The 25,593-nt window shown below is 62.2% G+C and carries 20 protein-coding genes; 9 read left to right on the forward strand and 11 right to left on the reverse strand.

The annotated features are described in order from the left end of the window. Positions 1-5: 5 nt before the first annotated feature. The 3 genes from KIO76_RS17790 to KIO76_RS17800 all read left to right on the forward strand — a co-directional run bounded on the left by KIO76_RS17790 (position 6) and on the right by KIO76_RS17800 (position 2,878). The gene (locus KIO76_RS17790) at positions 6-1,007 is read left to right on the forward strand and encodes a sigma-54 interaction domain-containing protein (RefSeq protein ID WP_213324483.1); all 1,002 of its coding nucleotides are present in this window, start codon (positions 6-8) and stop codon (positions 1,005-1,007) included. Between the two features lie 186 nt (positions 1,008-1,193). Then, complete coding sequence (locus KIO76_RS17795; protein WP_213324484.1) at positions 1,194-2,552, forward strand: acyclic terpene utilization AtuA family protein; 1,359 nt, start codon at positions 1,194-1,196, stop codon at positions 2,550-2,552. An 11-nt stretch (positions 2,553-2,563) separates the two neighbouring features. Next, on the forward strand, positions 2,564-2,878 hold the full coding sequence (locus KIO76_RS17800) for a DUF4387 domain-containing protein (RefSeq protein ID WP_213324485.1): 315 nt from the start codon (positions 2,564-2,566) through the stop codon (positions 2,876-2,878). 95 nt (positions 2,879-2,973) lie between these two features. On the opposite strand, the gene rsmA is transcribed toward KIO76_RS17800, so the two are convergent. From rsmA to lptF, 5 genes are all read right to left on the reverse strand, one after another. Next, positions 2,974-3,843: a 16S rRNA (adenine(1518)-N(6)/adenine(1519)-N(6))-dimethyltransferase RsmA gene (rsmA, locus tag KIO76_RS17805; RefSeq protein WP_213324486.1), complete on the reverse strand. Its 870-nt coding sequence runs from the start codon at positions 3,841-3,843 to the stop codon at positions 2,974-2,976. Continuing rightward, positions 3,840-4,913, reverse strand: coding sequence for a 4-hydroxythreonine-4-phosphate dehydrogenase PdxA (pdxA, locus tag KIO76_RS17810; RefSeq protein WP_291975535.1), 1,074 nt, complete (start codon positions 4,911-4,913; stop codon positions 3,840-3,842). Before pdxA ends, rsmA begins: the two co-directional genes overlap by 4 nt. Positions 4,914-4,915: 2 nt before the next feature. Beyond that, positions 4,916-7,375 (reverse strand): LPS-assembly protein LptD, encoded by a 2,460-nt coding sequence (locus KIO76_RS17815; protein WP_249729641.1) that lies wholly within the window; start codon positions 7,373-7,375, stop codon positions 4,916-4,918. Positions 7,376-7,449: 74 nt separating this feature from the next. Continuing rightward, on the reverse strand, positions 7,450-8,538 hold the full coding sequence (gene lptG / locus KIO76_RS17820) for an LPS export ABC transporter permease LptG (protein WP_213324488.1): 1,089 nt from the start codon (positions 8,536-8,538) through the stop codon (positions 7,450-7,452). Then, on the reverse strand, positions 8,538-9,698 hold the full coding sequence (gene lptF, locus KIO76_RS17825; protein WP_213324489.1) for an LPS export ABC transporter permease LptF: 1,161 nt from the start codon (positions 9,696-9,698) through the stop codon (positions 8,538-8,540). The genes lptG and lptF overlap by 1 nt, the downstream gene beginning before the upstream one ends. Positions 9,699-10,020: 322 nt before the next feature. Here lptF and KIO76_RS17830 point away from each other — a divergent pair, with 322 nt between their 5' ends. From KIO76_RS17830 to KIO76_RS17840, 3 genes are read left to right on the forward strand one after another with little or no spacing between them, the layout of a single operon-like run. After that, on the forward strand, positions 10,021-11,514 hold the full coding sequence (locus KIO76_RS17830) for a leucyl aminopeptidase (protein WP_213324490.1): 1,494 nt from the start codon (positions 10,021-10,023) through the stop codon (positions 11,512-11,514). 37 nt (positions 11,515-11,551) lie between these two features. Continuing rightward, the gene (locus tag KIO76_RS17835) at positions 11,552-12,004 is read left to right on the forward strand and encodes a DNA polymerase III subunit chi (protein WP_213324491.1); all 453 of its coding nucleotides are present in this window, start codon (positions 11,552-11,554) and stop codon (positions 12,002-12,004) included. A gap of 50 nt (positions 12,005-12,054) precedes the next feature. Then, a complete protein-coding gene (locus tag KIO76_RS17840) occupies positions 12,055-13,716 on the forward strand; it encodes a S10 family peptidase (RefSeq protein ID WP_213324492.1) in 1,662 nt (553 codons plus the stop codon). Between the two features lie 69 nt (positions 13,717-13,785). On the opposite strand, the gene KIO76_RS17845 is transcribed toward KIO76_RS17840, so the two are convergent. Continuing rightward, entirely contained in the window at positions 13,786-14,901 is a 1,116-nt protein-coding gene (locus tag KIO76_RS17845) for a hypothetical protein (RefSeq protein WP_213324493.1), read from the reverse strand. A gap of 191 nt (positions 14,902-15,092) precedes the next feature. Beyond that, positions 15,093-16,967, reverse strand: a complete 1,875-nt coding sequence (locus KIO76_RS17850; RefSeq protein WP_213324494.1) for an ABC-F family ATP-binding cassette domain-containing protein — start codon at positions 16,965-16,967, stop codon at positions 15,093-15,095. 602 nt (positions 16,968-17,569) lie between these two features. On the opposite strand from KIO76_RS17850, the gene KIO76_RS17855 reads away from it, so the two are divergent. Then, positions 17,570-18,256 carry a Crp/Fnr family transcriptional regulator gene (locus KIO76_RS17855; RefSeq protein WP_213324495.1) on the forward strand — a complete coding sequence of 229 codons (687 nt, stop codon included), beginning with the start codon at positions 17,570-17,572 and terminating at the stop codon, positions 18,254-18,256. Positions 18,257-18,272: 16 nt separating this feature from the next. Here KIO76_RS17855 and KIO76_RS17860 read toward each other — a convergent pair whose 3' ends face one another. Further along, positions 18,273-18,917 (reverse strand): TetR/AcrR family transcriptional regulator, encoded by a 645-nt coding sequence (locus KIO76_RS17860; RefSeq protein ID WP_213324496.1) that lies wholly within the window; start codon positions 18,915-18,917, stop codon positions 18,273-18,275. Positions 18,918-19,130: 213 nt separating this feature from the next. Between KIO76_RS17860 and KIO76_RS17865 the strand changes: the two genes are divergently transcribed. Both KIO76_RS17865 and KIO76_RS17870 read left to right on the forward strand, forming a co-directional pair. Further along, the gene (locus KIO76_RS17865) at positions 19,131-20,489 is read left to right on the forward strand and encodes an HlyD family secretion protein (RefSeq protein ID WP_291975440.1); all 1,359 of its coding nucleotides are present in this window, start codon (positions 19,131-19,133) and stop codon (positions 20,487-20,489) included. Between the two features lie 120 nt (positions 20,490-20,609). Then, on the forward strand, positions 20,610-22,196 hold the full coding sequence (locus tag KIO76_RS17870) for a DHA2 family efflux MFS transporter permease subunit (protein ID WP_213324497.1): 1,587 nt from the start codon (positions 20,610-20,612) through the stop codon (positions 22,194-22,196). A 36-nt stretch (positions 22,197-22,232) separates the two neighbouring features. Here the strand turns inward: KIO76_RS17870 and KIO76_RS17875 are convergent, their stop codons facing one another. From KIO76_RS17875 to KIO76_RS17885, 3 genes are all read right to left on the reverse strand, one after another. Continuing rightward, entirely contained in the window at positions 22,233-22,658 is a 426-nt protein-coding gene (locus KIO76_RS17875; protein ID WP_213324498.1) for a Dabb family protein, read from the reverse strand. A 97-nt stretch (positions 22,659-22,755) separates the two neighbouring features. Further along, positions 22,756-24,084: an NAD(P)/FAD-dependent oxidoreductase gene (locus KIO76_RS17880; protein ID WP_213324499.1), complete on the reverse strand. Its 1,329-nt coding sequence runs from the start codon at positions 24,082-24,084 to the stop codon at positions 22,756-22,758. Between the two features lie 37 nt (positions 24,085-24,121). Beyond that, positions 24,122-25,522, reverse strand: a complete 1,401-nt coding sequence (locus tag KIO76_RS17885; RefSeq protein ID WP_213324500.1) for a glutamine synthetase family protein — start codon at positions 25,520-25,522, stop codon at positions 24,122-24,124. Between the last annotated feature and the right edge of the window lie 71 nt (positions 25,523-25,593).

Here is a 25,593-nt window from a genome sequence, read left to right on the forward strand (position 1 = left end):
CGATCTTGGCTTACGAAGCGGGGCTTATCGGCGAGCATTCATCCATCGTCGAAGTGAGGCGGCTCATCGACCGGGTGGCTCGCAGCGCGGCTCGTGCCGTGCTGATCTATGGCGAAACGGGCACGGGCAAGGGGCTCATAGCCCGTCTCGTCCACCAGCAGTCGGCGCGTGCGCCGCAGCCCTTCGTCGACGTCAATTGCGCGGCCATTCCAGACCAACTCCTCGAGTCCGAACTGTTCGGCCATGAGAAAGGTGCCTTTACAGGTGCCGCAATGCGTAAATCCGGCCTGATCGAAACGGCCAATGGCGGGTCGATTTTTCTCGACGAGATCCGCGACATGAACCTCGTCATGCAGGCAAAGCTCCTGACCGTTCTCGACACGCAACGCATGCGCCGCGTCGGCGCAACAGCCGCGGTCGATGTCGATGTGCGTTTCATCGCTGCCACCAATCGTATCCTCCTGTCGGAGGTCAAAGCCGGGCGCTTCCGTGAGGATCTCTACTATCGACTGCAGGTGGTGGCGATTAACTCGCCGCCGCTGAGGGAGCGCGGCGACGACATCTTTGTCCTGACAGAGAATTTTCTGCGCCGGCTCAGCAGTCGCTATGGGCGTGTTGTCCGGGGGCTGTCGCCGGAGGTTCGCGACATTTTCCGCCGCTACAGGTGGCCGGGCAATGTCAGGGAACTTGAGAATCTGCTCGAGCGCATTTTCATCCTTGAGGACGATACCATCATCCTCGCCCGGCATCTGCCGGATCGCATTCTGCGGGATGTCAGGGAGGCGGAAAGCGCGCTGCAATCCGTCGTGCTGCGGCAGGACGGAACCGAGTCGGCAGATGTGTCGGGCGAGCCGCTCGACTATCACGAGGCGACGTGCCAGTTTCAAACCCAGCTCATTCGCCAGGCCCTCGTCGCCACCCAGGGCAATCTCACCGAAACAGCGGCGCGGCTCGGGCTGTCACGGCATGCTCTGCGGCACCAGATGTTGAAACTTGGAATGACGTGAGCGCGCGCGTTTCACGCGTGGGCGCGCGAACCGCGCGGCAAGGCTGCCCGTTCCGCCTGCGCTCACGGATAGTGGATTTAAAAAGTCATTTTATATCAATATGATGCCTGAAAGATCGGGCGTGGCACAAATCGTGCTGAACCGGGGATGCGCATCCTGTGATGTGCTTATCGGAGGTCCCTGGTTATGTCGCTTATCCGGATTATCTGCCCCAACGGTCACCTGGGCTTCGCGCCTCTGAAGATCGACAGCTTTCTGCGCGGGGTCGAAGCGAGCCCGGATTTCATAGCGGCGGATTCGGGGAGCGATGACATCGGACCCGTGCCGCTGGGCAGCGATACCTCGACTTCGCCGGAGGTCTGGCAGCGTCAGGATCTCGAAGCCATGCTTCTCGCGGCGCGGCGGATCGGGGTGCCCATGATCATCGGCTCCTCCGGGGACACCGGTACCAACAGCCGGGTTGATCGCTACGTGGCGATGATCCAGGACATCGCCGCGAGGCACGGCCTCGCGCCCTTCAAGCTCGGCTACTTCTATTCGGAAGTCAGCAAGGACCGGGTGCGTCAGGCGATCGGCTCCTCAGAGCCCGTGCTCGGCCTCGACGGACGTGAACCCCTCTCGGAGAAAGAGCTCGATGCCACCGACAGGATCGTGGCGATGGCCGGGGTGCATCCTTTCAGGAAACTGCTGGAGGAGGGCTGCGACGTCATCATCGGCGGCCGTTCCAGCGACTGCGCGATCTTTGCGGCCGCGGCACTCCATCGCGGCGCTACGGAGGCGGACGCCTACTACCTCGGCAAGGTCCTGGAATGCGCCTCGTTCTGCGCGGAACCCTACGGTGCCAAGGAGACTGTACTTGGCGCCATCGACGGGGCCGGCGTAACGGTGACCGCGATGCACCCTGACCAGCGCTGTACCATCGCCTCGGTTGCCGGGCATGCGATGTATGAGCGTTCCAATCCCTTTGACGAATTCGTCGCGGGAGGACGTCTCGATATGCGCGACTGCCACTACACGCAGATCGACCCCCGCACGACACGGGTCACCGGTCAGCGCTTCGAGCCCGCCAAACGCGTACGCGTCAAGCTCGAAGGCTCAGGCAAGGTCGGCGAACGCTTCGTGGGCCTCGCTTCCGTGAGGGATCCTTACACGATCGCCAATATCGATGCCGTAATAGCCTGGGCGAAGGCGCAGGTCGTCGAGCGCTTCGGCGCGAGCGGCTACGAGCTGCACTTCAACGTGTTCGGGAAGAATGGCGTGATGGGTGACATGGAGCCTGTCAAGACGCCGGCCCATGAGCTCTGCATCGTCGTGCAGGGGGTAGCACCTACTGTCGAGATGGCGGAGGAACTCTGCATGACAGGCACGCGCCAGCTATTCTATGCCCGGCTGCCGGAGGTCAAGGGCACGGCAGGGGGGGTCGCCTTCGTTCTCGATGAGGTGCTGAAGGCATCCCCCGCCTATCGCTGGACGGTGAACCACACATTGGCGGTCGATGATCCGCTTGAGCTCTTTCCAACCCATACCATGACCGTGGGCGCATAAGGCGGAACATCATGACAAAGCTCTCGGAACTCGCCAAGACGATCCGCAGCAAGAACGCGGGCGTCGACAAGATTACCTTCGACATCATCTTCACCGATCGTTCGATCTACGAGAAGGTGCTCGCAACCCAGGCCATTACGGCGGCGAAAATTTCCAGCCTCTATGGAATAGCTCAGGAGCGTATCGCCGATTTCGTGGAGTATGCCCCGGCTTGCGCGATCAAGTTCACGATCTATCGCAACGCCCCCAGCGGAAGTGCGGGGGACAGCGACATCTTCGGCGCGCAGCAATATGCACCGCTTCTCGACATTGAGGTGCCTCTTTGACGGCGCCGATCGGTCGCGCAGACCGAGTTATCCCTGGAACGTCAGTCGGCCCGAGTTGACGCCCGAGATACGCGACCACGAGCGGTACGGATCCGCTACTTCAACGCTGAGAAGGCATTCGCCATTGCGATGAAGCCCTCGACGGGCACTTCCTCGGCGCGGGCCGTCGGCGGTATCCCCGCCGGTTCCAGCAGCAAGAGAGGGTCGACGCCCAGGCTCTTCAGGCTCTGACGCAACATCTTGCGGCGTTGTCCAAACGCCGCCTGTGCAACTGTCTCAAGGGCGCGGGTCGCGCAGGGCAGGGGATCGACGCGGGGCACAAGCCGGACAATAGATGACGTCACCTTCGGCGGGGGCACGAAGGCCGAGCCCGGAACGTCGAAGAGGATCGACGCTTCGGTCCGCCAGCCGGCGAGGACCGAGAGGCGGCCGTAGTCCTTCGGCTTGTCAGGGCTGGCGACGATCCGCTCAGCCACCTCGCGCTGGAACATGAGCGTAAGCGAATCCCACCAGGACGGCCAAGGCGACGCTGTGAGCCAGCCCACCAACAGCGGCGTCGCCACGTTGTAAGGGAGATTGGCGACAACGCGCGCGGGGCCGGCACCGAGATGCGGCGTGATGTCGGCCTCGAGCGCATCCCCTTCGATGACTGTCAGCCGGCCGGGATAATGAGCCGCGATCTCCGCCAGCGCGGCGAGACAGCGATGATCCCGCTCGATCGCCACCACATGTGCGGCGCCGTGGGTGAGGAGCGCGCGCGTGAGGCCCCCCGGACCGGGGCCCACCTCGACCACCGTCACGCCTTCGAGCGGCCCCGCCGCCCGCGCGATGCGGCCGGTGAGGTTGAGATCGAAGAGGAAATTCTGGCCGAGAGACTTCACGGCCATAAGGCCATGGGCGCGCACCACCTCGCGCAGCGGCGGCAGGCCGTCGAAGGCGAGAGGCTTTTCCGGGGTCGCGCTCATGGTGCCGCGGCAGTTGGCGTTGCGGCAAGGCGGGCGGCAAGTCGTAGCGCCGCGCAAAGACTGTCCGCTCGGGCGATGCCTCGCGCGGCGATGTCGAAGGCCGTGCCGTGGTCGGGTGATGTGCGCACGATCGGCAGGCCGAGCGTGACATTGACGGCATCGTCGAAGGCGATGGTCTTGATGGGGATCAGTGCCTGGTCATGATACATGCAGAGAACGGCATCGTAGCTTGCCCGCGCCGCCGCGTGAAAGAGAGTATCCGCCGGAAGGGGGCCGCGCGCATCGATGCCGTCACCGCGCAGGGCGGCGATCGCGGGCGCGATGGTCTCTATGTCCTCCCGCCCCATGGCGCCACCTTCGCCCGCGTGGGGATTAAGTCCGGCAAAGGCGAGCCGCGGAGACCTGATCCCGAAGCGCGACGTGAGATCCCGCGCGACGATCCGTGCAGTCTGGACGATCAGCGGGGTGGTCAGAAGGCGAGGGACCTCTGCCAACGCGACATGGATCGTTACGGGCACCACGGCGAGCGCCGGCGACCACAGCATCATCACCGGCAGGGGCTCAGAGCCCTTGCCGGGAGCATGTTGCGCAGATAGCGCCGCAAGATACTCAGTATGCCCGGGATGGCGAAAGCCGGCCTCATACAAGACATGCTTGGCGATCGGGTTCGTTACCACCGCGGCGGCCCGACCGGCGAAGGTGAGCGCCACGGCCATGTCGATCGCGGCAATTGTGGAGGCGGCGGTCGATGCGGAAGGTGCGCCTGGCTCCACCGCAACGGAATGATTGACGGGCACGACTGGAAGAGCTTCGGCAAAGGCCGAAAGGGTCGTCTCAGGCGTTACGGTCGCGATTGGCAGAGGAAGGCCGAGACGCGCCGCGCGAGCGGCAATGAAGTCGGGGTCCGACAAGATGAAAAAGGGCGGAATCGCCTCGCTATCGCGTTGCAGCCAGGCCTTGATCGCAATTTCCGCCCCGATTCCAGCCGGATCCCCCTGGGTCAAGGCCAGGGGGAGAGTACTGGGATCGGCCGTCGCGGGCCGCGTGGACGCGGGCCGGGCCTTCCTCACGCTCAATTGGCGATACCGTCGGTCGCGCTGGAGCTCGAGAGATTCTGGCTGAAGTTGATCTCGCCAAGGGTCCGAAGCTCAAGCGTGACCATCACAGCCTTGTCCGGTCGGCGCGTACCGGTCGAGTCGTTCTTGTAGGACGAGATGTAGGTCACGCCAAGCGTCAGACATTCATCCTGGTAGCGCGCTCCGACCGACATGTTGGCGACGGACCAACGATTGGACGAGCCCGTGGTCACCTGGGTGGTGTAGTTCGCGCGCTCCGTGATGTAGCGATCGAGGTCGAACAGCACAGAGCCGTTGACGGACCAGTTGGTCGACAGCTGAAGCGACGCACCCGTCAGGAGCCCTTCCCGGCGATAGGGATAACCGATCTGCGGCTGCGCGGCATAGCGCGCATACATCGCATTGGCGGTCACCGGACCAACCTTGGCATTGGCCTGAAGTTCGAGGCGCTCAAGGGCGAAGGTTTCCTCGTCGAAGCGGCCGCGCCCGGTGAAGGAGAAATTCTCGTTCGGCGCCATATGGACCCGGGCGATATAGTCCGAGTTGCTGGTCTCCAGACCGGAATCGAGGCCCGTATGGGCAATATCAGCTCCGGCATAGGAGTTTTTGCCGGCGATCTGGTAGGACTGGCCGATCAGGATGTCGCCGTATCCGCCGGTCTCGGTCGTGATGGAGTATTTCGCTCCGACATTGGCGCGAACCCCGCCCTCGACCCGGTCGTAACCCGAGAACTTGTTCCACTCGAAGATATTGGTGTCGTCGAACACCAGGCTCTGGGAATCCTCGTTCGGCAGCTTGCCGATGCGTGTCTCGGACGGGCGCGCAATGATCTGCGCGATGGGTTCGACAATATGCGTGCCCCAGCCCTGCGTGGTCGCGACGAAGGGGTAGCGATATTCGAGCCCGACCGTCGGCATGACGCGGGCAGACAGGTTGTCGTTCGGATTCAGGAAATTGCTGATCTCGGCATTCTGGTAGTTGGTGGTCTTCAGGTTCATCGCGAAGCCATCCACCCGGATCCCCGCGAAAGGCTTCCAGGTCTGGCCGAGCGGATCCACGAATTCACGCTGCCAGGTCGCGCTTGTGGAAATGCGCGAATAGCTGCCGCCGATGCCGCGCACGAGGCACTGGGCCGAGTTGAAGACCGTGCAGGTCTCATAGGTCGACCCGATGGGGTATACGCCGTTTACAATGCCAGGAACCGCCTGATACTGCGCCGCGGACCGGCTCAAATGGGTGATGTTGGCGTCAAGCTCGATCTCGCCGCCGATCGCCCAGGGTGCCTGGATGCGCTTGTTGTAGTCCAGCGTCGGATAGACGACCGGCTGCTGCTTCTGCCAGTCGTCGTAGGACAACGTGCGGAAATAGTAGCCGCGCATGTCGAAGAATCCGGTTTCGCTGCGACCGGTGAGGTAGACCGTCGACGTCGATTCCTTGAAGAAGGTCGACGTCAGGCTTTCACTGCGCACCTTGTAGTTCTCAAGGAACCACTTGTCGGACAAAAGCGCGACGTCCCAGCCCCAAGCCCACTGCTGGTTGATGTTGAACCGGCCGGTCGACTCGATAGAGCCGCGGAAATCCTTGTTAGCGGCACCATAGGGAGGCGGGCTGAACGCGGCCTTGTCCTGCTGGAAGATGCCCGCAGCGCGGATGTTGTACGAGCCTGTCTCGAAGCGCTGGCGCCATTCCGCCTGTCCTAGAAAGCCCTGCCTGGACAGGATGGTCGGTGTCAGCGTCAGGTCATAGTCAGGCGCGATGGCCCAGAAGAACGGCGCCGACGCGCCATAGCCGAGGGCCGACGAGTAGACATAGCGCGGCGAGAGAAAGCCCGTCTTGCGCCGCACGGTTGGGTCCGGCGTCGAGAAATACGGGACATAAGCCAGCGGGATGCCGTAAAATTCGATGGTCGCGTCTTCATAGTAGATCATCCGCTCGCTGTTGTTGTGGATGATCTTCGCGGCCTTCACCTGCCACAGGGGGGGTCGGGACGGATCCTTCTTGCAGGCCTCGCAGGCCGTATATGTGCCACGCTGGAAGACGGTGGTCTCGCCAGCCGTGCGTTCGGCACGCGGTGCCGAGAAACGGGTCTTGTCGGCAGTCTCGACGCGCAGGGTGTCGATGAAGCCGTCCTTGAAATCGTCGGTCAGCTCGAAACGGTCACCGGTAGCAACCGTGCCATCGGTCTCGGTCAGGCGCGCGTTCCCTTCCGCGAACACACGGTTGGTGTTGCGGTCGTAGATCACCCGGTCAGCCTGCAGGGCGCGGCCCTGATAATAAACGTTGACGTCGCCCACCGCCGCGACGGTGTTCTTGTCATTGTTGTAGACAATCTCCCGCGCATCAACGAGGAGCTTATCGGTCTGATTGGGCTGGGACCTTGCGGACAGACGATCATTCACGGTCTGCGCGCTTGCGGCCGACGGCAATGTCAGCGCCGCGGCAGCTACCGTCGACAACAGAATCCACCCAACTTTGCCGAGATACAAGCGCGTCCTCCTTGTCCACACGCTCCGATCCGCACGAACCGGCATCACCCGTCCTCTTGATAAAGAAGCGCGAGCGTGCCGAGCAGACTCCCGACAACGGCCGCAAACCAGGCCGCTACCATTGGGCTAACGAGCCCGGATGCCCCGAGGTCCTCCATGAGTTCCGTAGCGACATAAAGCATGAACCCGGCAATGACGCCACTCAGAACCATGCGTGCTACACCACCAAATCGGAAGAATCTTAATGAAACGGACGCGGCAACCATCACCATGGCAACGAACAGTAAAGGTCTGGCTAGCAGAGAGTCGAATTGCAGACGATATGGCGTTGAATCCAAGCCGGCGCGCTCGGTTCGCTCGATAACGGCCGGGAGTCGCCAAAATGGCACGGAACCCGCGGGCAGAAAGGATTCCCGCACCTGAGACGGTTCCAGGTTCGTGGCGATCAGGTAGGTTGTGTGGTTCTCGGGTTCACTCGTTCCGGATGTAACGCGAGCGTCTTTAAGCTCCCAGTAACCACTATGCAAATCAGCCTCGCGCGCCTCCACACGCTCTGTGAATTCACCGCGCTGATCGAAGAGAAAGAACGTGACGTTGACGAGCGTAGCGGAGTCATTGTTAGCGGCATCTGCCCGGATGATTGCCTGGCCATCGACGCTGCGCTGGCGTACCCAGATATACTGACCAGTGGCTGCCGCGCTGCTGCGAGCGAAGATGCGAGCCTCGATCACGCCCGCCTTTTGCTTCAGCATCGCTGAAAGCGGATTGTAGAGCGTGATCACACCCACCCCGAGAAGCAGGGCGACGAGCACGCCGGGCTGAAGGAACTGCCAGGCCGAGATGCCGGCGGCGCGGGCAATGACCAGCTCCAGTCTGCGGCTCAGGTTCAGCAGCGTCACCATGCTGCCGAACAGGACGGCGAAGGGCATGACCTGCTCGACGACCGCTGGCGTGCGCAGAAGCGCCAGCATCACCATGAGGCCGGTGCTCGCACCCTGAGCATCGCCGGCCCGCCGCATCAATTCCACGAAATCCAGGGTATAAACGAGCAGGAAGACGGTCGCGAACACCGCCAGAATGGTCTTGAGGAAACGAAGGGAAAGGTATCGTCCAAGCGTTACGCCGATGAACATCAGGCCGACCCCGCCGTCGCGACGGATCCGATTGAACGGGTGTCGCGCTTGCGGAAGAGCGCAGACGTCATTCGGCCAAGGCGATGCCCATAGAAGATGAAGACAAGCGAGATCAGGCAGCCGGCCAAGGGCGCGCCATAGACGCCTAGCAGCGCGGCGGGCGACCTGACCGCAGCACTCGAAGCGGCAAAACCCGCTACGCGCACAAGCAGAACGCCAATGATGGCGGCCAGGATGGCGGCGCCGCGCCCTTGCCGGGTGGTGCGTGCTTCACCGAGTGCGGCAAAAGCGATCAGCATGAAAGCAATGCAGTAGAGCGGGGCAGAGAAGCGGTCGTGCAGCTCCGCGCGGAAACGTCCCTCTTGGAGCTTGAAATAGGGCTCGTTTGGATCCGGACTCATCAAGGCCCAGGTCGAACGCTCGCGCGGCTTGTAAATGACATCGGCCCCTTCCTGAGCGAAGACGGAAAGATCGATCGCATACCGCTCGAAAGTGACGATTGCCGAATCCCTGCTGCCAGGTTCCTGCCGCTGGACGGACCCAGTTTCGAGCAGAAGATAGCTCTGGCCTTTCACGTCCACGGCTTGCCCACGTTCCGCGATATAGACGACCACCTTGTTGCGATCACGCTGGTCCTGCAGGAAAATACCGAGGAGAGCGTCACCCGATTTCTCGCGGTAGTGAAATGTGATCCCGGTATCGAGGGTGGTGAACTGGCCTTCCTTGACGATATTGGCAACGAAATCGGCGCGGATCTTGGTTACGAGGTCACGCAGCGAATTGAAGCTCTGCGGCATGAGGTAGACCGTCATGACGCCCACCGCCAGTGTCACGACCAAGGTAAATGTTGCGAAGGGGCGAAGCAGCCGGCTCGGTGGAATTCCGGCGGCGCTCATCACGATGAGTTCGGAATCCCCGTTCAGGCGATTGAGGGCGTAGAGCGTTGCAATGAACAGCGCGGCCGGCGCGATGATGGTGATGAGGGCCGGCAGCGAGAGCAGGGTGACGACCAGAAAGATGCCGATGGTCTGCCCCTTGCCTGTGACCAGATCGAGCTCCTTCAGGATCTGGGTGATCCAGATCACAAGCGTCAACGCCGAAAGGCACGCCAGGAAGGCGCCAACGACGTTGCGAAGGATGTAGCGGTCGATCAGCCCCATGGGTCGCGTACTCTACCGATCCTTACTCTTCAATCACCGACAGCGGAGCTACCGTGTCGCGCACCATACGGCAAGTGAGCCAGCGCACAACAGGTCTGCAAGGCCTGCTTCTCCCCATCGAAATGGCGCCAACGTCATTTTAACAGGCCGGGGGCGTCGTCAGCCATCGCCGGGAAGCTGGGCGGTTTGAAGGCAGGACGCAGCTTCATGACAGGGGAGCTTATAGCAGAGGACGAACCATTGGCTGCCTCTTGTACCATGCTATACCACTCTGTGCCGCGAGGCCGGCTACACGGTCATGCGAGGATGGGAAGAGGATCTTATGGTCGAGCGCATCAAATTCGAGTTCAAGTCCTTCGGTCAAACGGGCGGCGGCAGCGTCGTGGTGTTTATGAACGACGCGCTCGAGACGGGAGAGGATGCGGCTGGTGCGCTCGGGCCGGAGGTTTTGGCGACCATATCGAAGGCCGCGGCGGCTGAGACTTTCAAGGGCAAGCTCAAGAAAGTGCTCGTGATCGCGGCTCCCAAGGGCATCGAGGCGGACCGCCTCGTCGTGATCGGCACTGGTCCAGCGGCGGACATTGCCAAGCTCGACTGGGTCCAGCTCGGTGGGGTTGTGCAGGGGGCGCTCTCCGGCACCCGTGCCAGTCTGCTCGTGGCACTTCCGGGCCATGATGTTACGCCCGAGGCGGCGGCCGATCTGACGCTTGGTATGCAGCTGCGCGCCTATACCTTCGACAAATACAAGACGAAGAAGGAGGCTGACGGGAAACCCTCCAAGCCGCTGAAGGCGACGCTCTTCGTTCGTGATCCGGCCGCCGCCCGGCAGGTCGCCAAGGCCCGCGAGGCTGTTGCAAATGGGGTGCTCACGGCGCGGGATCTGGTCAATGAACCGCCGAATGTTCTCTTTCCCGAGGAATTCGCTGATCGGGCAGCCGCGCTCGAGAAGGTCGGCGTCGACGTCGAGATCCTCGACGAGAAGCAGCTGAGAAAGCTCGGCTTCCGGGCGCTGCTCGGCGTCGCTCAGGGGTCCCATCGCGAGGCGCGCGTTGTCATCATGCGCTGGAATGGTGCCGGCGCGAAGGATCAGCCGGTGGCCTTCATCGGCAAGGGCGTGACTTTCGACACGGGCGGGATTTCGATCAAGCCTGGCGCGGGCATGGAGGACATGAAGGGTGACATGGCCGGCGCCGCCTGCGTGGTCGGCCTGATGCAGGCTCTGGCCCAGCGCAAGGCGCGCGTCAACGCCGTCGGTCTCATCGGTCTCGTGGAGAACATGCCGGACGGCCGCGCGCAGCGCCCGGGCGATATCGTGACCTCCCTTTCCGGCCAGACCATCGAGATCATCAATACGGATGCCGAAGGCCGTCTCGTGCTGGCCGACGTACTTTGGTACGCGCAGGATCGATTCAAGCCGGCATTCATGGTCGATCTCGCCACGTTGACGGGGGCCATCCTCGTGGCTCTCGGCCAGGAGCATGCGGGGCTCTTCAGCAACGACGACACCCTGTCCGACAGGCTTGCCGCGGCTGGCCGGGAGACGGGCGAGAAGGTGTGGCGCCTGCCGCTCGCCCCCGCCTATGACAATCTCATCGACTCGAAATTCGCCGATATGAAGAACACAGGCGGACGCTACGGTGGCTCAATCACCGCGGCGCAGTTCCTGCAACGCCATGTCAAGGATACGCCGTGGGCGCACCTCGATATCGCCGGAACGGGGATGAATGCGCCGCAAACCGAAATCAACAGGAGCTGGGGCTCCGGCTGGGGAGTCCGCCTGCTTGATCGCCTCGTGCGCGACCACTACGAGAGCTGAGCGATAACAACTTGGTGAGCATGGAAGCTGGCGGCGCGTGACGGAAGTCCTGTTCTATCATCTGCAGAGGCAGCCGCTCGAAGGTGTGCTGCCGACGCTCGTCGAGAAAAGCCTGGAGCGGGGCTGGCGGGTGGCGATCGAGGTTCCCGAGCGTGAACGTCTTGCCGCGCTTGACGATCACCTCTGGACCTATCGCGAGGAGAGCTTCCTGCCCCACGGCACGCAAGCCGACCCGGACGCGTCCAGCCAACCGGTCGTGCTCACCACGTCACCGGACAACCCGAACGATGCATCCGTGCGCTTCCTCGTCGACGGCGCGACCTTGAGTGTGGAAGCGGCGAGTTACGACCGCATTGTTGTCCTATTTGACGGCAATGACGATGAGGCGCTAGCCGAGGCCCGCGGCCAATGGCGTGTCGCCCGCGAGCAGGGCTTCGACGTGACCTATTGGCAGCAGGACGAACAAGGGCGCTGGCAGAAGAAGGCCTGACGAAGGCTGGGCGTAGTGCCCATCAAGGCCGTCATTGCCCGGAGGACCGTATGCTGTTGTCAGCCCGTTCCGAACGCGATCACGAGGATGACGGTGGACGCCACCATAGGCGTGCTCGCTGGCCGGCCCGCGCCGTTGTCACAGGTGCGCTTCTCGGGCTCGCGCTCCTCTCTCCGATTGAAGCAGCCAGGACCGTCGTTGCCCAAGAGCCTGTCCGCCAAGGCCAAGAGCCCGCCCGACAGGGCGGGCAGGCCGAGGCGTCGCAGGGGCCGGGGCAACGCCAGCAGCGACAGGCGAGCAGCGAGCCGGCGGACCTTCGGCTGCCCGCACCGGTCACGACCAGCCATAGTTTGCCTGCGGCGCTCGGCTCCCTGAAGTATAAGGCGACGGCAGGGAGCATTGTGCTCAACGATCAGGCAGGCCGCCCAACCGCCGAAATCGCCTATGTGGCCTATGTTCTCGACGGCCAGGATCCGGCGACGAGACCAATCGCCTTCGCCTTCAACGGCGGCCCTGGGGCGGCATCCGCATATCTGCATTTCGGTGCCATGGGGCCGCAGCGCCTTCCTTTCGGCAACCAGGGGCAGGGTCCGTCGAGCCCGCCGATCCTCACCGATAATCCCGAGACCTGGCTGCCATTCACGGACCTTGTCTTCGTCGACCCCGTCGGCACGGGATTCAGCCGCTTCCTGCGAGAAGACCAGGACCTGCGCCAGCAGTTCTGGTCCGTCAGCGGCGACGTTGCTTCGCTGTCGCGGTTCGTCACGCGCTATCTCACTGAAAACGATCGCTTGCGTTCGCCCAAGGTGCTGGTCGGGGAAAGCTACGGCGGCTTCCGCGTGCCAAAGATCGCGCGCGCCCTGCAAGGCGACTACGGTGTCGGCATCAATGGCCTTTACATCATCTCGCCCGTGCTCGACTTCAATCTGAAGGCGGAAGGCCTGCCCTTCTCGACGGCCGCCCGGCTTCCAAGCCTTGTCGCGGCCGCGCGCGCGGCCAAGGGGGAGCCGCTCACCCGGGAAGGTCTGGCCGAGGTCGAGGCCTATGCTTTGGGCGACTATCTCGTCGACGTGCTCAAGGGGCCGCGCGACAAGGCGGCCGTGGCGCGCATCGTCGACAAGGTTCATCAATTGACAGGCCTTGATCGCGATTTCCTCGCGCGCGCCGGCGGCCAGCCTGACATGACGGATGTTGCCCGCGAGCTTGGCAGGCCACGGTCGGAAGTCGCCAGCTACTACGACGCGCTGATCACCGGTCTGGATCAGGACCCCTGGGCAACGCGCGCGAGCTTCGATGATCCCGTGCTTGACGCGAGCATGGCACCGCTGACGAGCGCCACCGTGGACTATACGAGGCGCGTCCTCAACTATGAGGTCAACCGTCCCTACGAGCTTCTCAACGGCGAGATCAACCGGCGCTGGTCCTGGGGCACGCGTCGCGAAGGCCCCGAGGCCGCGCGCGACCTCAGGGCGGCGATGGCGCTCGATCCGTCCATGACGGTGGTGGTGACCCATGGTTTCACCGATCTCGTCACGCCTTATCTGGAGACGCGGCTCGTGCTTGACCGCCTGCCGCCGACGATCGCCAATCCGGAGCGCCTGCGGCTCGAGGTCGTGCCGGGCGGACACATGTTCTATACCCGCGACGATTCTCGAAAGGCACTGCGCGACAGCGCCGAACGGTTGTTTAAGGCGGTGGGGCAGAGGTTGTAATCGTTCATTCGTGCTGCCCCAGCCGATCGCGGAATCTGCCGAGGCGCAGTCAGGACGCCGATCGTCTAGCTAGGAGCGAGGAATTATCTTTTTAAAAAGCCACTTTTGGGCAGCATCCCGCGCGGTATTCAAGGGATGCTTGATAAATTCTGCAGCGTGTTCAGCGCGCTCACTCGTCCTGCCTATGATCGTTTGAGACCGTACATCGTCAGTGTTGCTGTAATATACAAAACTCTTCTGGCTAGGCTTGAAATAGTCCGGCTCTGGGGTTGGTCGGGGATTCTCGAAGTATATCTTTGTATACCGGTGATTCCGCATAACGTCATCATCGGCCATTGCGAGCACCCCAAAATATCCTCGAATTTCAAGATGCTTGTATCCAAGCTTATTCATCGCTGCAGCGAATTGCTTGGCAAAAGCGCAACCCGGATGACTGCCGTAAGGCGCGCCTCCGTGCTTTGATTTCACATATTGTGAGAATCCGATGTACAGGCGGAGGAACCGAAAGTCGGTTGGCAGGCCGGAGGCCTTCATATGCTTGGCGAATGTATCTGGAGACCATGTCCTTTCCCTGGAGAGGAAAGCATTGTTGACAAGCTTTTGCGGAGCGGACAGAAGTGGATTTGGGCGGGGCTCGGGGGTTCCCATCGCCTTGGCCCCCGAATAGGTGACCGGGTCTTCTACGCCGCCGATGACGTTTTCGTCGGAATGGCCTGGGATATCGGCATCAAGCAGGACATATAATTTAGCCTCGCAATCGAGATCGCGCAGGGGACGTGTCGCCAGCCAGGTGCTCTCGAGCATGTCATCCGGCTTTTGCAGGATGCCATAGAGACCCTTCTTACCGATAAACCTCTGCTCGTTCCAAATTTGAGCGAGCTCTCTCAATTTCTGTGCACGGATAGGAATATAGATCAGTCCTTGCCGGCGCTCTTCTGGAATCTGCAACTCGCCGGTGGTGAGGCCCCCCGCATCGATCGCCTTTTGCAATTGGCGCTTAGGCCGAGGCGGTGCGATAGGCTCGGATGAGGTTGGGAGCGTTGTGGAAGGGCCTTGAATGGAAAGCGGTTCTCGACCGCTGGCATGTTTGGGCGGTAGAACGCCTGTAGCACGGGCAATTCTCTTGCCGACCCCCCTTGCGCCGGGAATCCTGCCGATAATTTCAGGCATTGTAAGGAGTTTCATGGACAAATCACCATCGGATTCTTGCGTCGAGATGCGAGCATTATTCGCGCCATGAAGATGTCTGGCGACGCATACGGCGCTTGAGATGTGATACTTGCCGATGAAAAAGGATTTATATTGTAGGGTATGCTCTTATACGTGTAGTATTCACATGTAGAGTGATTTCAGGTCGAGATGCGCCTGACGCCGCTTCAACCTTGTGCGCCCTCCAGCGTAGCTGTCGCGTCGAGCCATTCGTCTTCCGTTCGAGCCAGAGCCTCTGCGGCCTCGTTGCGCATGCGCGCAAGCTCCGCCGCCTTCGTCGGATTATCGCGGAAGGCCGCCGGATCGGCGAGGGCTGTGTCGACCTTCTCAATGGCGGCCGTCAGCTTCGCGATGCGCGCGTCGAGCTCGGTGACGCGCTTGCGCATGGCGTTGAGGGACGGGCGCGCCGCGCCTGCCGGCCGGGACGGCGCGGCGGCGGGCGTCTTTGCCTCCTCGCGGTTGCCGCCGCTGCCGGATTTGTCGAGGCCGAGGACAAGACGGCGATAGTCGTCCATGTCGCCATCATAAGATTTGACGGTGCCATTCGAAACGAGCCAGAGGCGTTCGGCGCAGGCCTCGATGAGAAATCGATCGTGGCTGATGAGCACGACGGCGCCCGTATAATCGTTGATCGCCTCGACGAGGGCCTGGCGGCTGTCGATGTCGAGGTGGTTGGTCGGCTCGTCGAGGATCAGGAGATGGGCGCCGCCAAAAGCTGCAAGCCCCATGAGAAGCCGGGCCTTTTCGCCGCCGGAAAGCTTATCTACCGGCGTTTCGGCCCGCGCGCCGGAAAAACCGAACTGGGCGGCGCGCGCCCGCTGCTTCGCCTGCGGCGCGTCCGGCATGAGCGCTGCGACGTGCTGCAAAGGTGTCTCGGCCAGGCTCAACTCATCCAGCTGGTGCTGGGCGAAATACGCGGTCTTCAGCTTCGGCGAATGGGTCACCTGGCCCTTCATCGGCGCTAGCCGTCCGGAGAGGAGCTTGGCGAAAGTCGACTTACCGTTGCCATTCGAGCCGAGCAGCGCGATGCGGTCGTCCGGTAAAAGGGTCAGGTTCAGGCGATCGAGCACCGTGCGGTCGCCATAGCCGACACCGACGCCTTCGATCGCGATGAGGGGTGGGGAGAGCGGGCGGTCCGGGCCCTGCAGATGGAAGGGCAGCACCTCTTCACCGGCCACGGCGGCGATTGGCTCCATCTTCTCCAGCCGCTTGAGCCGCGACTGCGCTTGGCGCGCTTTCGACGCCTTGGCGCGGAAACGCTCGACGAAGGCGCTGAGGTGTTTGCGTTCGGCTTCCTGCTTCATCCGCGCTTTGGATTGAAGGGCCTGCTTCTCCCGTCGCTGGCGATCGAAGGAGGTGTACCCGCCGCGGTAGACCGTGAGCTTGCCCTGGTCGAGATGCAGGATGTGGTCGACCGCTGTGTCCAGGAGATCGCGGTCGTGGCTGATGACGAGCACCGTATGGGGATAGCGCCCGAGATAGTCGTAAAGCCAGAGCGTGCCTTCGAGGTCGAGATAGTTTGTGGGCTCGTCGAGCAGCAGCAGATCTGGTTCGGTGAAGAGCACGGCGGCAAGAGCGACGCGCATGCGCCAGCCGCCGGAGAAGGATGAGCAAGGACGCGCCTGTGCTTCCGCATCGAACCCAAGGCCGTGGAGAATAGCGGCCGCCCGTGCCGGCGCCGAATGGGCATCGATATCGACGAGCCTGATCTCGATATCGGCACGTCGCATGGGATCAGTCGTTGTCTCGGCCTCAGCCAGCAGCGCGGCGCGTTCGGTATCGGCCGCTAGGACCACCTCGATCAGCGTCTCCGGCCCACTCGGGGCTTCCTGCGCCACCGCGCCGATCCGCCAGTTCTTCGGACGGGTAATGCTGCCGGACTCGCCCGCGATCTCATCCTGTATCAACCGGAACAGTGTTGTCTTGCCTGCGCCATTGCGACCGACCAGGCCGACACGCGCTCCACTCGGGACCGCGACGGTCGCTTGGTCGATCAGGAGGCGTGCTCCGAGCCGATAGGTCAGTTCATTGATCTGCAGCATCGCAGTCTTGTGCCGTTTGCCGGCCTCGCCCGCAAGTCCTGCGTGTCGATGCGAGCCGTTAGCAGGCGTTACCCGCGCGGTTTGCCATGTCTTCGACATAGTCCGGTCGCGATGCTGCCTTGGACAAGCGTGAGGACATGGTGTTGAAAAGCTGTGGACAACATGTGATTCGGCCAAGTCATGCGTCTTGATGTCAGTTTGTTCTCCATTCCCGCTCTGGCGGTCGCCGTTGGCGGCCTTGTGATGGGCATTGCGCTGGTCCTGGGTGGAGCGGGAAATGTTTCGCGCCTTGAACTTCTGCGCACCGATCCATACGCTTGGCCCGGGGTTCATGCGCCAGCACAGGCTCCCCAAAGCATTCCTGCGACGCTTCCGCCCCCGGCCGCCTGAGGCTCCGGAAGGCATCCTCTGCGCGATCGGCTTGAAAGTTTGAACAGAATGGGTGCATTTCCGGCAAAAGTCGGCCGTAACTGCTAAGATCTGTTGCTTTCAAAGCGCAACCGATGGCACTTCCCATGGTGGCTCCGCTGACGGGAGCTAAAGCCGCTTGACCCCGTTCCCTCAGGTCCGGACGATGCGGACGGAAGGTGAGAATCGGGGCGATGTTGCAGCTGACGCGTGTTCCGTTCTTCAAGGACGCGGATTTGGATTTTGACGCCTACGAGCAGCGCTGCAACTGGCGCCGGTTCGAGGCCGACGAGATCCTGGTGGATTTCGAGGATGTCTCCACCGACGTCTATTTCATCGTTGCTGGCGAAGTGCGGGTCCTTGTGCGCAGCCAGTCGGGGAAAGAGGTCATTCTCGGCGAGATGCGCACGGGCGAGTTGTTCGGCGAGCTTGCCGCCATTGATGGCGTGAAGCGCTCGGCGAATGTAACGGCTCTGACGCGCGGTGAAGTGTGCATCATGCCGGCTTCCGTTTTCCGCGAGATCGTCTTTGCCTCGCCAACGGTTGCCGAGCGGTTGCTGAAGCTCCTTGCGGGGCGCGTGCGGGAACTCAATGCCCGCATCATGGAACATACGGTGCTTGATCTCCGGCACCGCCTCTACGCGGAGCTGCTACGTCTGTCGGTGCCGCGGGCCGGGCATCCCGGCGAGCGGGTCGTCACACCGCCACCTTTTCACCACGTCATCGCCGCCCGCATCGGTTGCCGCCGTGAGCAGGTCACGCGTGAATTCAGCGCCTTGTCGGCGGAAGGACTGGTTGAGCGTACCCGCGGCGCGCTCGTTATCAAGCAGCCTGAGGTCCTGGACGCCCGCGTCAAGGAAGCCTTGCGGGATGATAAATAGGGAAGGCCTCCCGCCGTCAGGACCGTTCCGGTCCATAGGCAGCGAAGAAGACGCGTAGCGCGCTCGCGACGGTTCGTTCGATCGCCTCCTCTGACGGCTGTTCGTTTACGCCGAAAAGCGGAGCTTTCGTAAGGCCGCCTTGAACAAGACCAATGAACTGCGCGGCGGCGATATCGGTATCATCCATGGCGAGACGCCCCGCCGCCTGCTGCGCGGCGAGATAGACGGAAAGCCGTGTCACGCCGTAACAAGGCCCGGCTTCGAAGAAGGCTCGTCCGAGCGCTGGGAATTTCTCCGACGCGCCGATGACCATACGCAGAAGCGATACATGCTCTGGTTGAATCATCATACCGATGAAACGGATGCCGAGCCGGCTGAGAACACCGCGCACATCCGGATCGGCCTCGTCGAGATCGAACAGACGCTCCGCTGCATCGCGGCGATCGATATCGATCAAGGCGCGGAAAAGCGCCTCCTTGCTGTCGAAATAGACGTACAGGGTGCCTTTGGAGACGCCAGCCGCCTTCGCGATGTCGCCCATGCTCGCCCCATCAAAGCCATTGGCGCGGAAAACCTGCCGAGCGCCATTCAGGATGTCGCGTCTTTTGGAGGCTTCTTGCGCGGTGTCCTCGCGTTCATGGGCGAGGGTGAGGGGGTCCATTGGCTCCGTCCTTGATGGCTCATCAGGTGTCAACATATGCGCTACACCATCTTTGTCCCGGGCGACAGATAGGGGCGAGGCCGCCGAAAAGCCTGCGCTGGGGCGTGCGGTGGCGCACACGCGTGTCGTTGACCGAACGGTTCGGTCAATCTATCTGGTTGTAGTGCCGACCGAACGGTTCGGTCAATCCTTTCTCACAGATGGACGAGTACCGTGGATAGACGCCAGGATATGGCCGATGGGTTCGACCTGATGGTCCGCGACGCACCGTCATCAGCCGGCCGTGCGACGGGGGAGCCGGCTACGCCTGCCCGCGAAGCGACATCAGCCCACAAGCTCGACGAAGCGAGTGCTCTCCAAGGGTCGGCTCCTATGGAGCCGGCCCATCTGGAGCAGGCTCGGGAAGCGCCGGCTGCGCCGGGTGATGCCGCAAAAGCAGGGCACAAGCATCATGGCCGCAAGCATCGCGACAAGAACGCGCAGAAGAAGACGAGCCGTATTCGCAAGCCTCTACTGGCGGTGGTCGCGCTAGTCGCGCTGGCTGCGGGTGGCTATGAGGGATATCACTGGTGGACGGCCGGCCGCTTCGAGATCGAGACCGATGATGCTTATGTGCATGTCGATATGACGATCCTGGCGGCCAAGGTCTCCGGCTATATCACCAGCGTCGACGTCACGGACAATCAGTTCGTACGCGAGGGTGACATCATCGCGCATATCGACGACGGCGATTATCGTCTCGCGGTCGATGCGGCGAAAGGCAAGGTCGCGACCCAGCAGGCAGCGATCGCCCGGATTGCCGAGCAAATCAGGGCTGGGCAGGCCTCCGTGGAACAGGCTGAGGCGCAGATCGCCGCGGCGCAGGCGGATGTGGACCGCACCGAACTGGAATTCAACCGCCAGCAACAGCTCGCCAAGAGCAATTTCGCGAGCAAACAGGCTCTCGATAATGCTCGTGCGGATCGCGACCGCACCCGCGCCAATCTCGCCAGCGCCAAGGCGGGCCTCGATTCCGCGCAGGCCAATGTAGGGGTCCTGAACGCACAGCGCGTCGAGGCTGAGCGCAGTCTGGACGAGGATAGGACAAGCCTCGCCAAGGCGGAGCGAGATCTCTCCTTCACCCAGATCAAGGCGCCTGTGTCCGGCGTTATCGGTAACCGCGCCGTGCAGGTCGGCAAGCTCGTTTCCGTCGGAGAACGTCTCGCTGCGATCGTTCCGCTGGACGCGGTGTATGTTGACGCGAATTACAAGGAAACCCAGCTCGATCGGCTAAAACCCGGCCAGCAAGTGGCCATCACGGTCGATGCCTATCCCGGCCGCGTCTTCACTGGGGAAGTCGCGAGCATCTCGCCTGCATCCGGCGCGTTGTTCAGCCTGCTTCCCCCGGAGAATGCGACGGGCAATTTCACCAAGATCGTGCAGCGGGTACCGGTGCGCATCCGGTTTTCGCCGGATGCCCTCAGCGATCACGTGTTGCGGCCGGGTATGTCGGTGGTCGCAACGGTGGATACACGTCACGAGGACGGCGCCCAGCAGACGGCGGCGCTCAAGGCGCCCGCCGAGCGCCGGTAAATCAGGTCCAGCTTGGATGGTATCGCTGAATGCCGTCCACGCTGTTGAGTTGTCTTTTCTATTCGCGGTTGGAGCAGTCTGCCCCCAGGCGAGACTGCTCTCCATTAAAGGCAGACGCCAATGAGCGCGACTGTTGCGGCGGGCGACGAGCGGCCGCCTGTTCTCGTGCTGGGCATTCCGGCACGCAAGTTCATTGCCTTCATTTTCATGGTGTTCGGGATGTTCATGGCCATCCTGGACATTCAGATCGTGTCTGCCTCGCTCGCGGAGATCCAAGCTGGCCTTGCGGCGAGCTCGGACGAAATTTCATGGGTGCAGACGAGCTATCTGATTGCGGAAGTGATCATGATTCCGCTCTCGGGCTTCTTGTCCCGAGCGCTATCCACACGCTGGCTCTTTGCCTTCTCGGCCGCCGGCTTCACGCTGATGAGCTTCCTCTGCGCCACCGCGTCGTCGATCAATGAGATGATCGTCTATCGTGCGCTGCAGGGCTTCATTGGCGGCGGCATGATCCCGACAGTTTTTGCGACCGCCTTCAGCGCTTTTCCTCGGAACAAGCAGGCCGTCGTCTCTCCCATTATCGGACTTGTCGCAACGCTTGCGCCGACGATCGGCCCGACCATTGGCGGCTATCTCACCGATCTGTTCTCCTGGCACTGGCTGTTCCTCGTCAATATCGTGCCGGGCGTGATCGTGGCGATTGCGACCTTCCTCCTCGTCGATTTCGACGAGCTCGATCTCAGCCTGCTCGACCGCTTCGATTGGTGGGGCCTCCTGTTCATGGCTGGCTTTCTCGGTAGCCTCGAGTATGTGCTGGAGGAAGGCCCGACCAACGACTGGTTCGACGACGAGGCCATCGTGGTGTTCACGGTTGTCGGGGTTGTCTCCTGTGTCGCATTTTTTGCGCGCGTATTGATGGCCAAGTCGCCTGTGGTCGACATCTATGCGTTCAAGGACCGGAATTTCGCGACGGGTTCGGCCTTCAGCTTCGTGATGGGCATCGGCCTTTATGGGCTTACCTATCTTTATCCGGTCTACCTCGCTCGAATTCGCGGCTATTCCGCTTTGATGATAGGCGAGACCATGTTCGTCTCAGGTCTCGCCATGTTTTTCGCGGCGCCCCTTGCCGGTCGCTTGATGACCAAGCTCGACCCGCGGGTGATGATGGGCCTCGGCTTCGCAGGTTTTGCGCTTGGCACCTGGCAAGTAACGAGCATCACATCCGACTGGGACTTCTGGGAGCTTTTCGTACCGCAGGTGCTGCGTGGCGTGTCGATGATGATCTGCATGGTGCCGATCAGCAACGTCGCGCTTGGCACCTTGCCGCCCCACGAGATCAAGAACGCATCTGGGCTGTTCAATCTCACCCGCAACCTTGGTGGCGCGGTCGGGCTCGCATTGATCAACACGCTCCTGAACAACCGGCTTGATCTGCATCTCGCGCGGCTGCACGAGCAGGTGGCGTGGGGCCGCACGGCGGCGGAGGAGACGCTGGCGAAGATGAGCCAGGGCCTCTCAGCGCTAGGATCAAACGCGGATCTCGCCGCCATCAAGCAGCTCGCCGGGATTGTCCGCCAGCAAGCGACAGTCATGGCCTTCGCCGACGTGTTCTATGCGCTGACTTTTCTGTTTCTCGCACTCGTCGTCGTGCTGCCCATGGTCAAAAAGCCCCGTGCTGCGGCAGGCGGTGATAGCGGCGCGCATTGAGCACGATCTCCGGTGATCGCTCGCGGAGCGGTTACCTCAGTCCCCGATCGCAAGATCGGCGACGATGAGGCCATCCGTGCCTCCGTCCACAAGCGAGAGGAGCTGCCGTGAGACGGCCGCGTGCTTGGGATCTTTGAGATAGGCATCCCGTGCCGCGTCGTTCACGAAATCGACGATGAACATGTGCTTATAACCACGATCCAGTTCCTCCGGGCTGCTGTTCGAGCCCGCCCGGATCCGGATGATGCCGGGGATAGTGTGGCGAAGCTGCCCCAAGGCGGCGAAAACGCCGTCGATTTCCGGTTTAGCAACATCCGCGCGAAAGCGAACCAGAACCACATGTTCGACCCGCGCAGCCGAGAATGATGATCGTGGGATGACATCCATAAAGAAAAGGAAGAAGGTGGCGATTGGAATAAAAACGATAAGGAGTGCGGCAATTATATACTTAAAATATACCATTATCAGGTCGTTTCATAACAAATTACATAGTTATCCTTCTGACAATAGCGCCTGATGAGTTGTCGCTGCGCTGCCCTCTCGGCATTGTTTCTCTTGTTCAGAGCCGATCGACCAATCCAGCGCCGACCATGGCGGCGATCACCATCCCGCGCCGCAGTAGCGGTCCGCCGGGAAACCGCGGAACCGGCAAGCGCGCCATAAGCTCGAAGCGATCGCTTCGCCCCGCGATCGCCTCCGCGATCGCAACACCCGTGTAGGGACCAATCATGACGCCTTGGCCGGAAAAGCCTGAAGCCACATAGAGATCAGGCCCAGTCCCCGCTTCGGGCGCAAGCCTCAGGTCGGGTCCTAACCTGCGGACGAAGGGCAGGCGGGTGGCCGTGATTCCGAGGCGCCCGCCCCAAGCGTGAGTTAGCGGTACGTCCGCGAGATCGGGGAAGACCTTGAGCAGACGTGGTTGCACACGGCTCCGGATGTTGGTGGGCACGGCGTCGCCGTAACTCTCGCCACCGCCGAAGACGAGGCGATCGTCTGCCGTCCGCTTGAAGTAGTTGACCACGAATTTGCTATCGGAAGCCGCATAGCGCTTGGTCAGCACCGTTGTCGCCCGGCTGCCGAGTGGCTCCGTCGCCACCATGAAATTCACGATGGGCACCACATGCGCGGCAACTTCGGGCAGGAGATTGCCGAGACTGCCATCGCCTGTCACAACAACAATGCGGGCACTCACCGTGCCGCGGGTTGTCTCCAGGCGCCAGCCGGTGCCATCGCGCGTGATGCACCGCACAGTTGCGGTCTCGGCGATACGCGCGCCCGCGGCGCTCGCCGTAGCCGCAAGGCCGCGGGTGAGCGCGAGTGGGTCCAGATGCCCGCCGCGAGGATCGAATATCCCGCCGAGATAGCCCTGCGCGCCTGTGTAGCCATGCAGGTCTGCAGGGGTCAAAACCTCGAGCCCATCGACGCCATAACGTTTGGCCATATGGAGCGCATCGACCCGCATTCCCTCAGCGATATCGCGCCGATGGGCAAGACTGAGGAGGCCCGGCTCGAAGTCGCAGGTGATTTCGTGGCGTGCGATGCGGTCATGCAGCCAGCGCCGCGCCTCCTCCGCAAACTGCCAGAGGCGCATCGCCTCTTCCTCGCCGACCTTCGCTTCTAACCATCGCTGGTCGCGGCGCTGGCCCGGATGAATTTGCCCGCCATTGACGCCCGAGGCCCCACCTCCGATGCGGCTCGCCTCGAGAACGAGAACATCGGCGCCTCCTTCGGCCAAGGTCAGCGCGGCGCCAAGCCCGGTGAAGCCGGCTCCGACGACGCAGATATCGGCGCGCGCACCATCCGCCAGGAAGTCCGTGGCAGGTGCGGCATTGAGGGGCGCGTCCTCATAGAGGTTGGGTAGGGCGCCGAAGGACGAAGGCTGAGCCATTTATGTCAGGCGGGTCATGCTAGCCAGGTCGTGGAGCTCAGACATTGAGAAGCAGGTATTCGCGTTCCCAGGGGCTGATTACCTCCATGAAAGTCTCGAACTCGGAGCGCTTCACCGCGGTGAAGGCGCGTACGAAGCTCTCGCCTAAAATCTCACGCATGGCCTCGCTTTCCTCGAGGGCCGCCACCGCCTCGAGCAGGCCGAGCGGCAGATCGTGATCGAGATCGTAGGCCGAGCCGGGAACCGGTTCGCCAGGTCTCAACCGCCGCTCGACGCCGAGAAGGCCACAGGCGAGTGAGGCGGCGATGGCGAGATAGGGATTGGCGTCGGAGGAGGGGACCCGGTTCTCGACGCGCCGTGCTTCCGGGCTGGATGGCGGAACCCTGAGGCCAGTCGTGCGGTTGTCGTATCCCCAACGCGTGTTGATGGGCGCCGTCGAATGGCGCGTCAGACGCCGATAGGAGTTCACATAAGGCGCGAGCATGGCCATTGCAGCGGGCAGATGGGTCTGCAGGCCGGCGATATAGGAGAAGAACTCCTGCGTCGGCTGGCCGTCAGCTTGATTGGTGAAGATATTGGCGCCCGTTTCCGCATCAACCACCGACATGTGGATGTGCATGGCCGAGCCTGGCTGGTGGGCGATGGGCTTTGCCATGAAGGTCGCGTACATGTCATGTGCCAGCGCGGCTTCCCGAATGGTGCGCTTGAAGAGGAATACCTGATCGGCGAGATCGATGGGATCACCGTGACGCAGGTTGATCTCCATCTGGCCGGCGCCTTCCTCATGGATAAGGGTATCGATCTCCAGACCCTGCGCCTCCGAGTAGTCATAGATGAGATCGAACAAGGCATCGAATTCGTTGACCGCCGCGATTGAATAGGCCTGCCGGCCGATTTCAGCCCGGCCGGAACGTCCGATCGGCGGCTCCAGCGGATAGTCCGGGTCGGTGTTGCGCTTGACGAGATAGAACTCGATTTCCGGCGCGACGATCGGCTGCCAGCCGCGCTGGCGGTACATGTCTACAACGCGCTTCAACACCTGTCGCGGCGACGTCTCGACCGGGCGGCCATCGCGGAAATAGGCGTCATGGATGATCTGCGCCGTGGGATCGCTCGCCCATGGCACGACGGTCAGGGTGGATAGATCGGGCTCGAGGATCAGGTCGCCGTCCGTCGGTAGCTCCTTGTCGACGACCTCATCGGGATAGTCACCCGAGATGGTCTGGTAAAAGATGGCGCCCGGCAGGCTGAGATTGGGGCTGCCGAAGAACTTTTCCGACGGCATCATCTTGCCGCGGGCGACACCGGCCTGATTGGGCACAAAACACTCGATATCCTCGATGCCGTGCGCATCGACGAAGGCACGCGCTGCTTCGATATCGGCCGCTCCGCGATTGTTCTGCAGGAGCTTGGTGCCCTTTTTGTCCTGTTTCGCCATGGTTCCTTCGCTGTCATTCTCGCGCTAAGGCCTTCGAGCAGAAAGCCGCTGGCCAGGGACGCCTGTCAATG

The organism is Chelatococcus sp. YT9 (assembly GCF_018398315.1).
Taxonomy (GTDB): Bacteria; Pseudomonadota; Alphaproteobacteria; order Rhizobiales; family Beijerinckiaceae; genus Chelatococcus.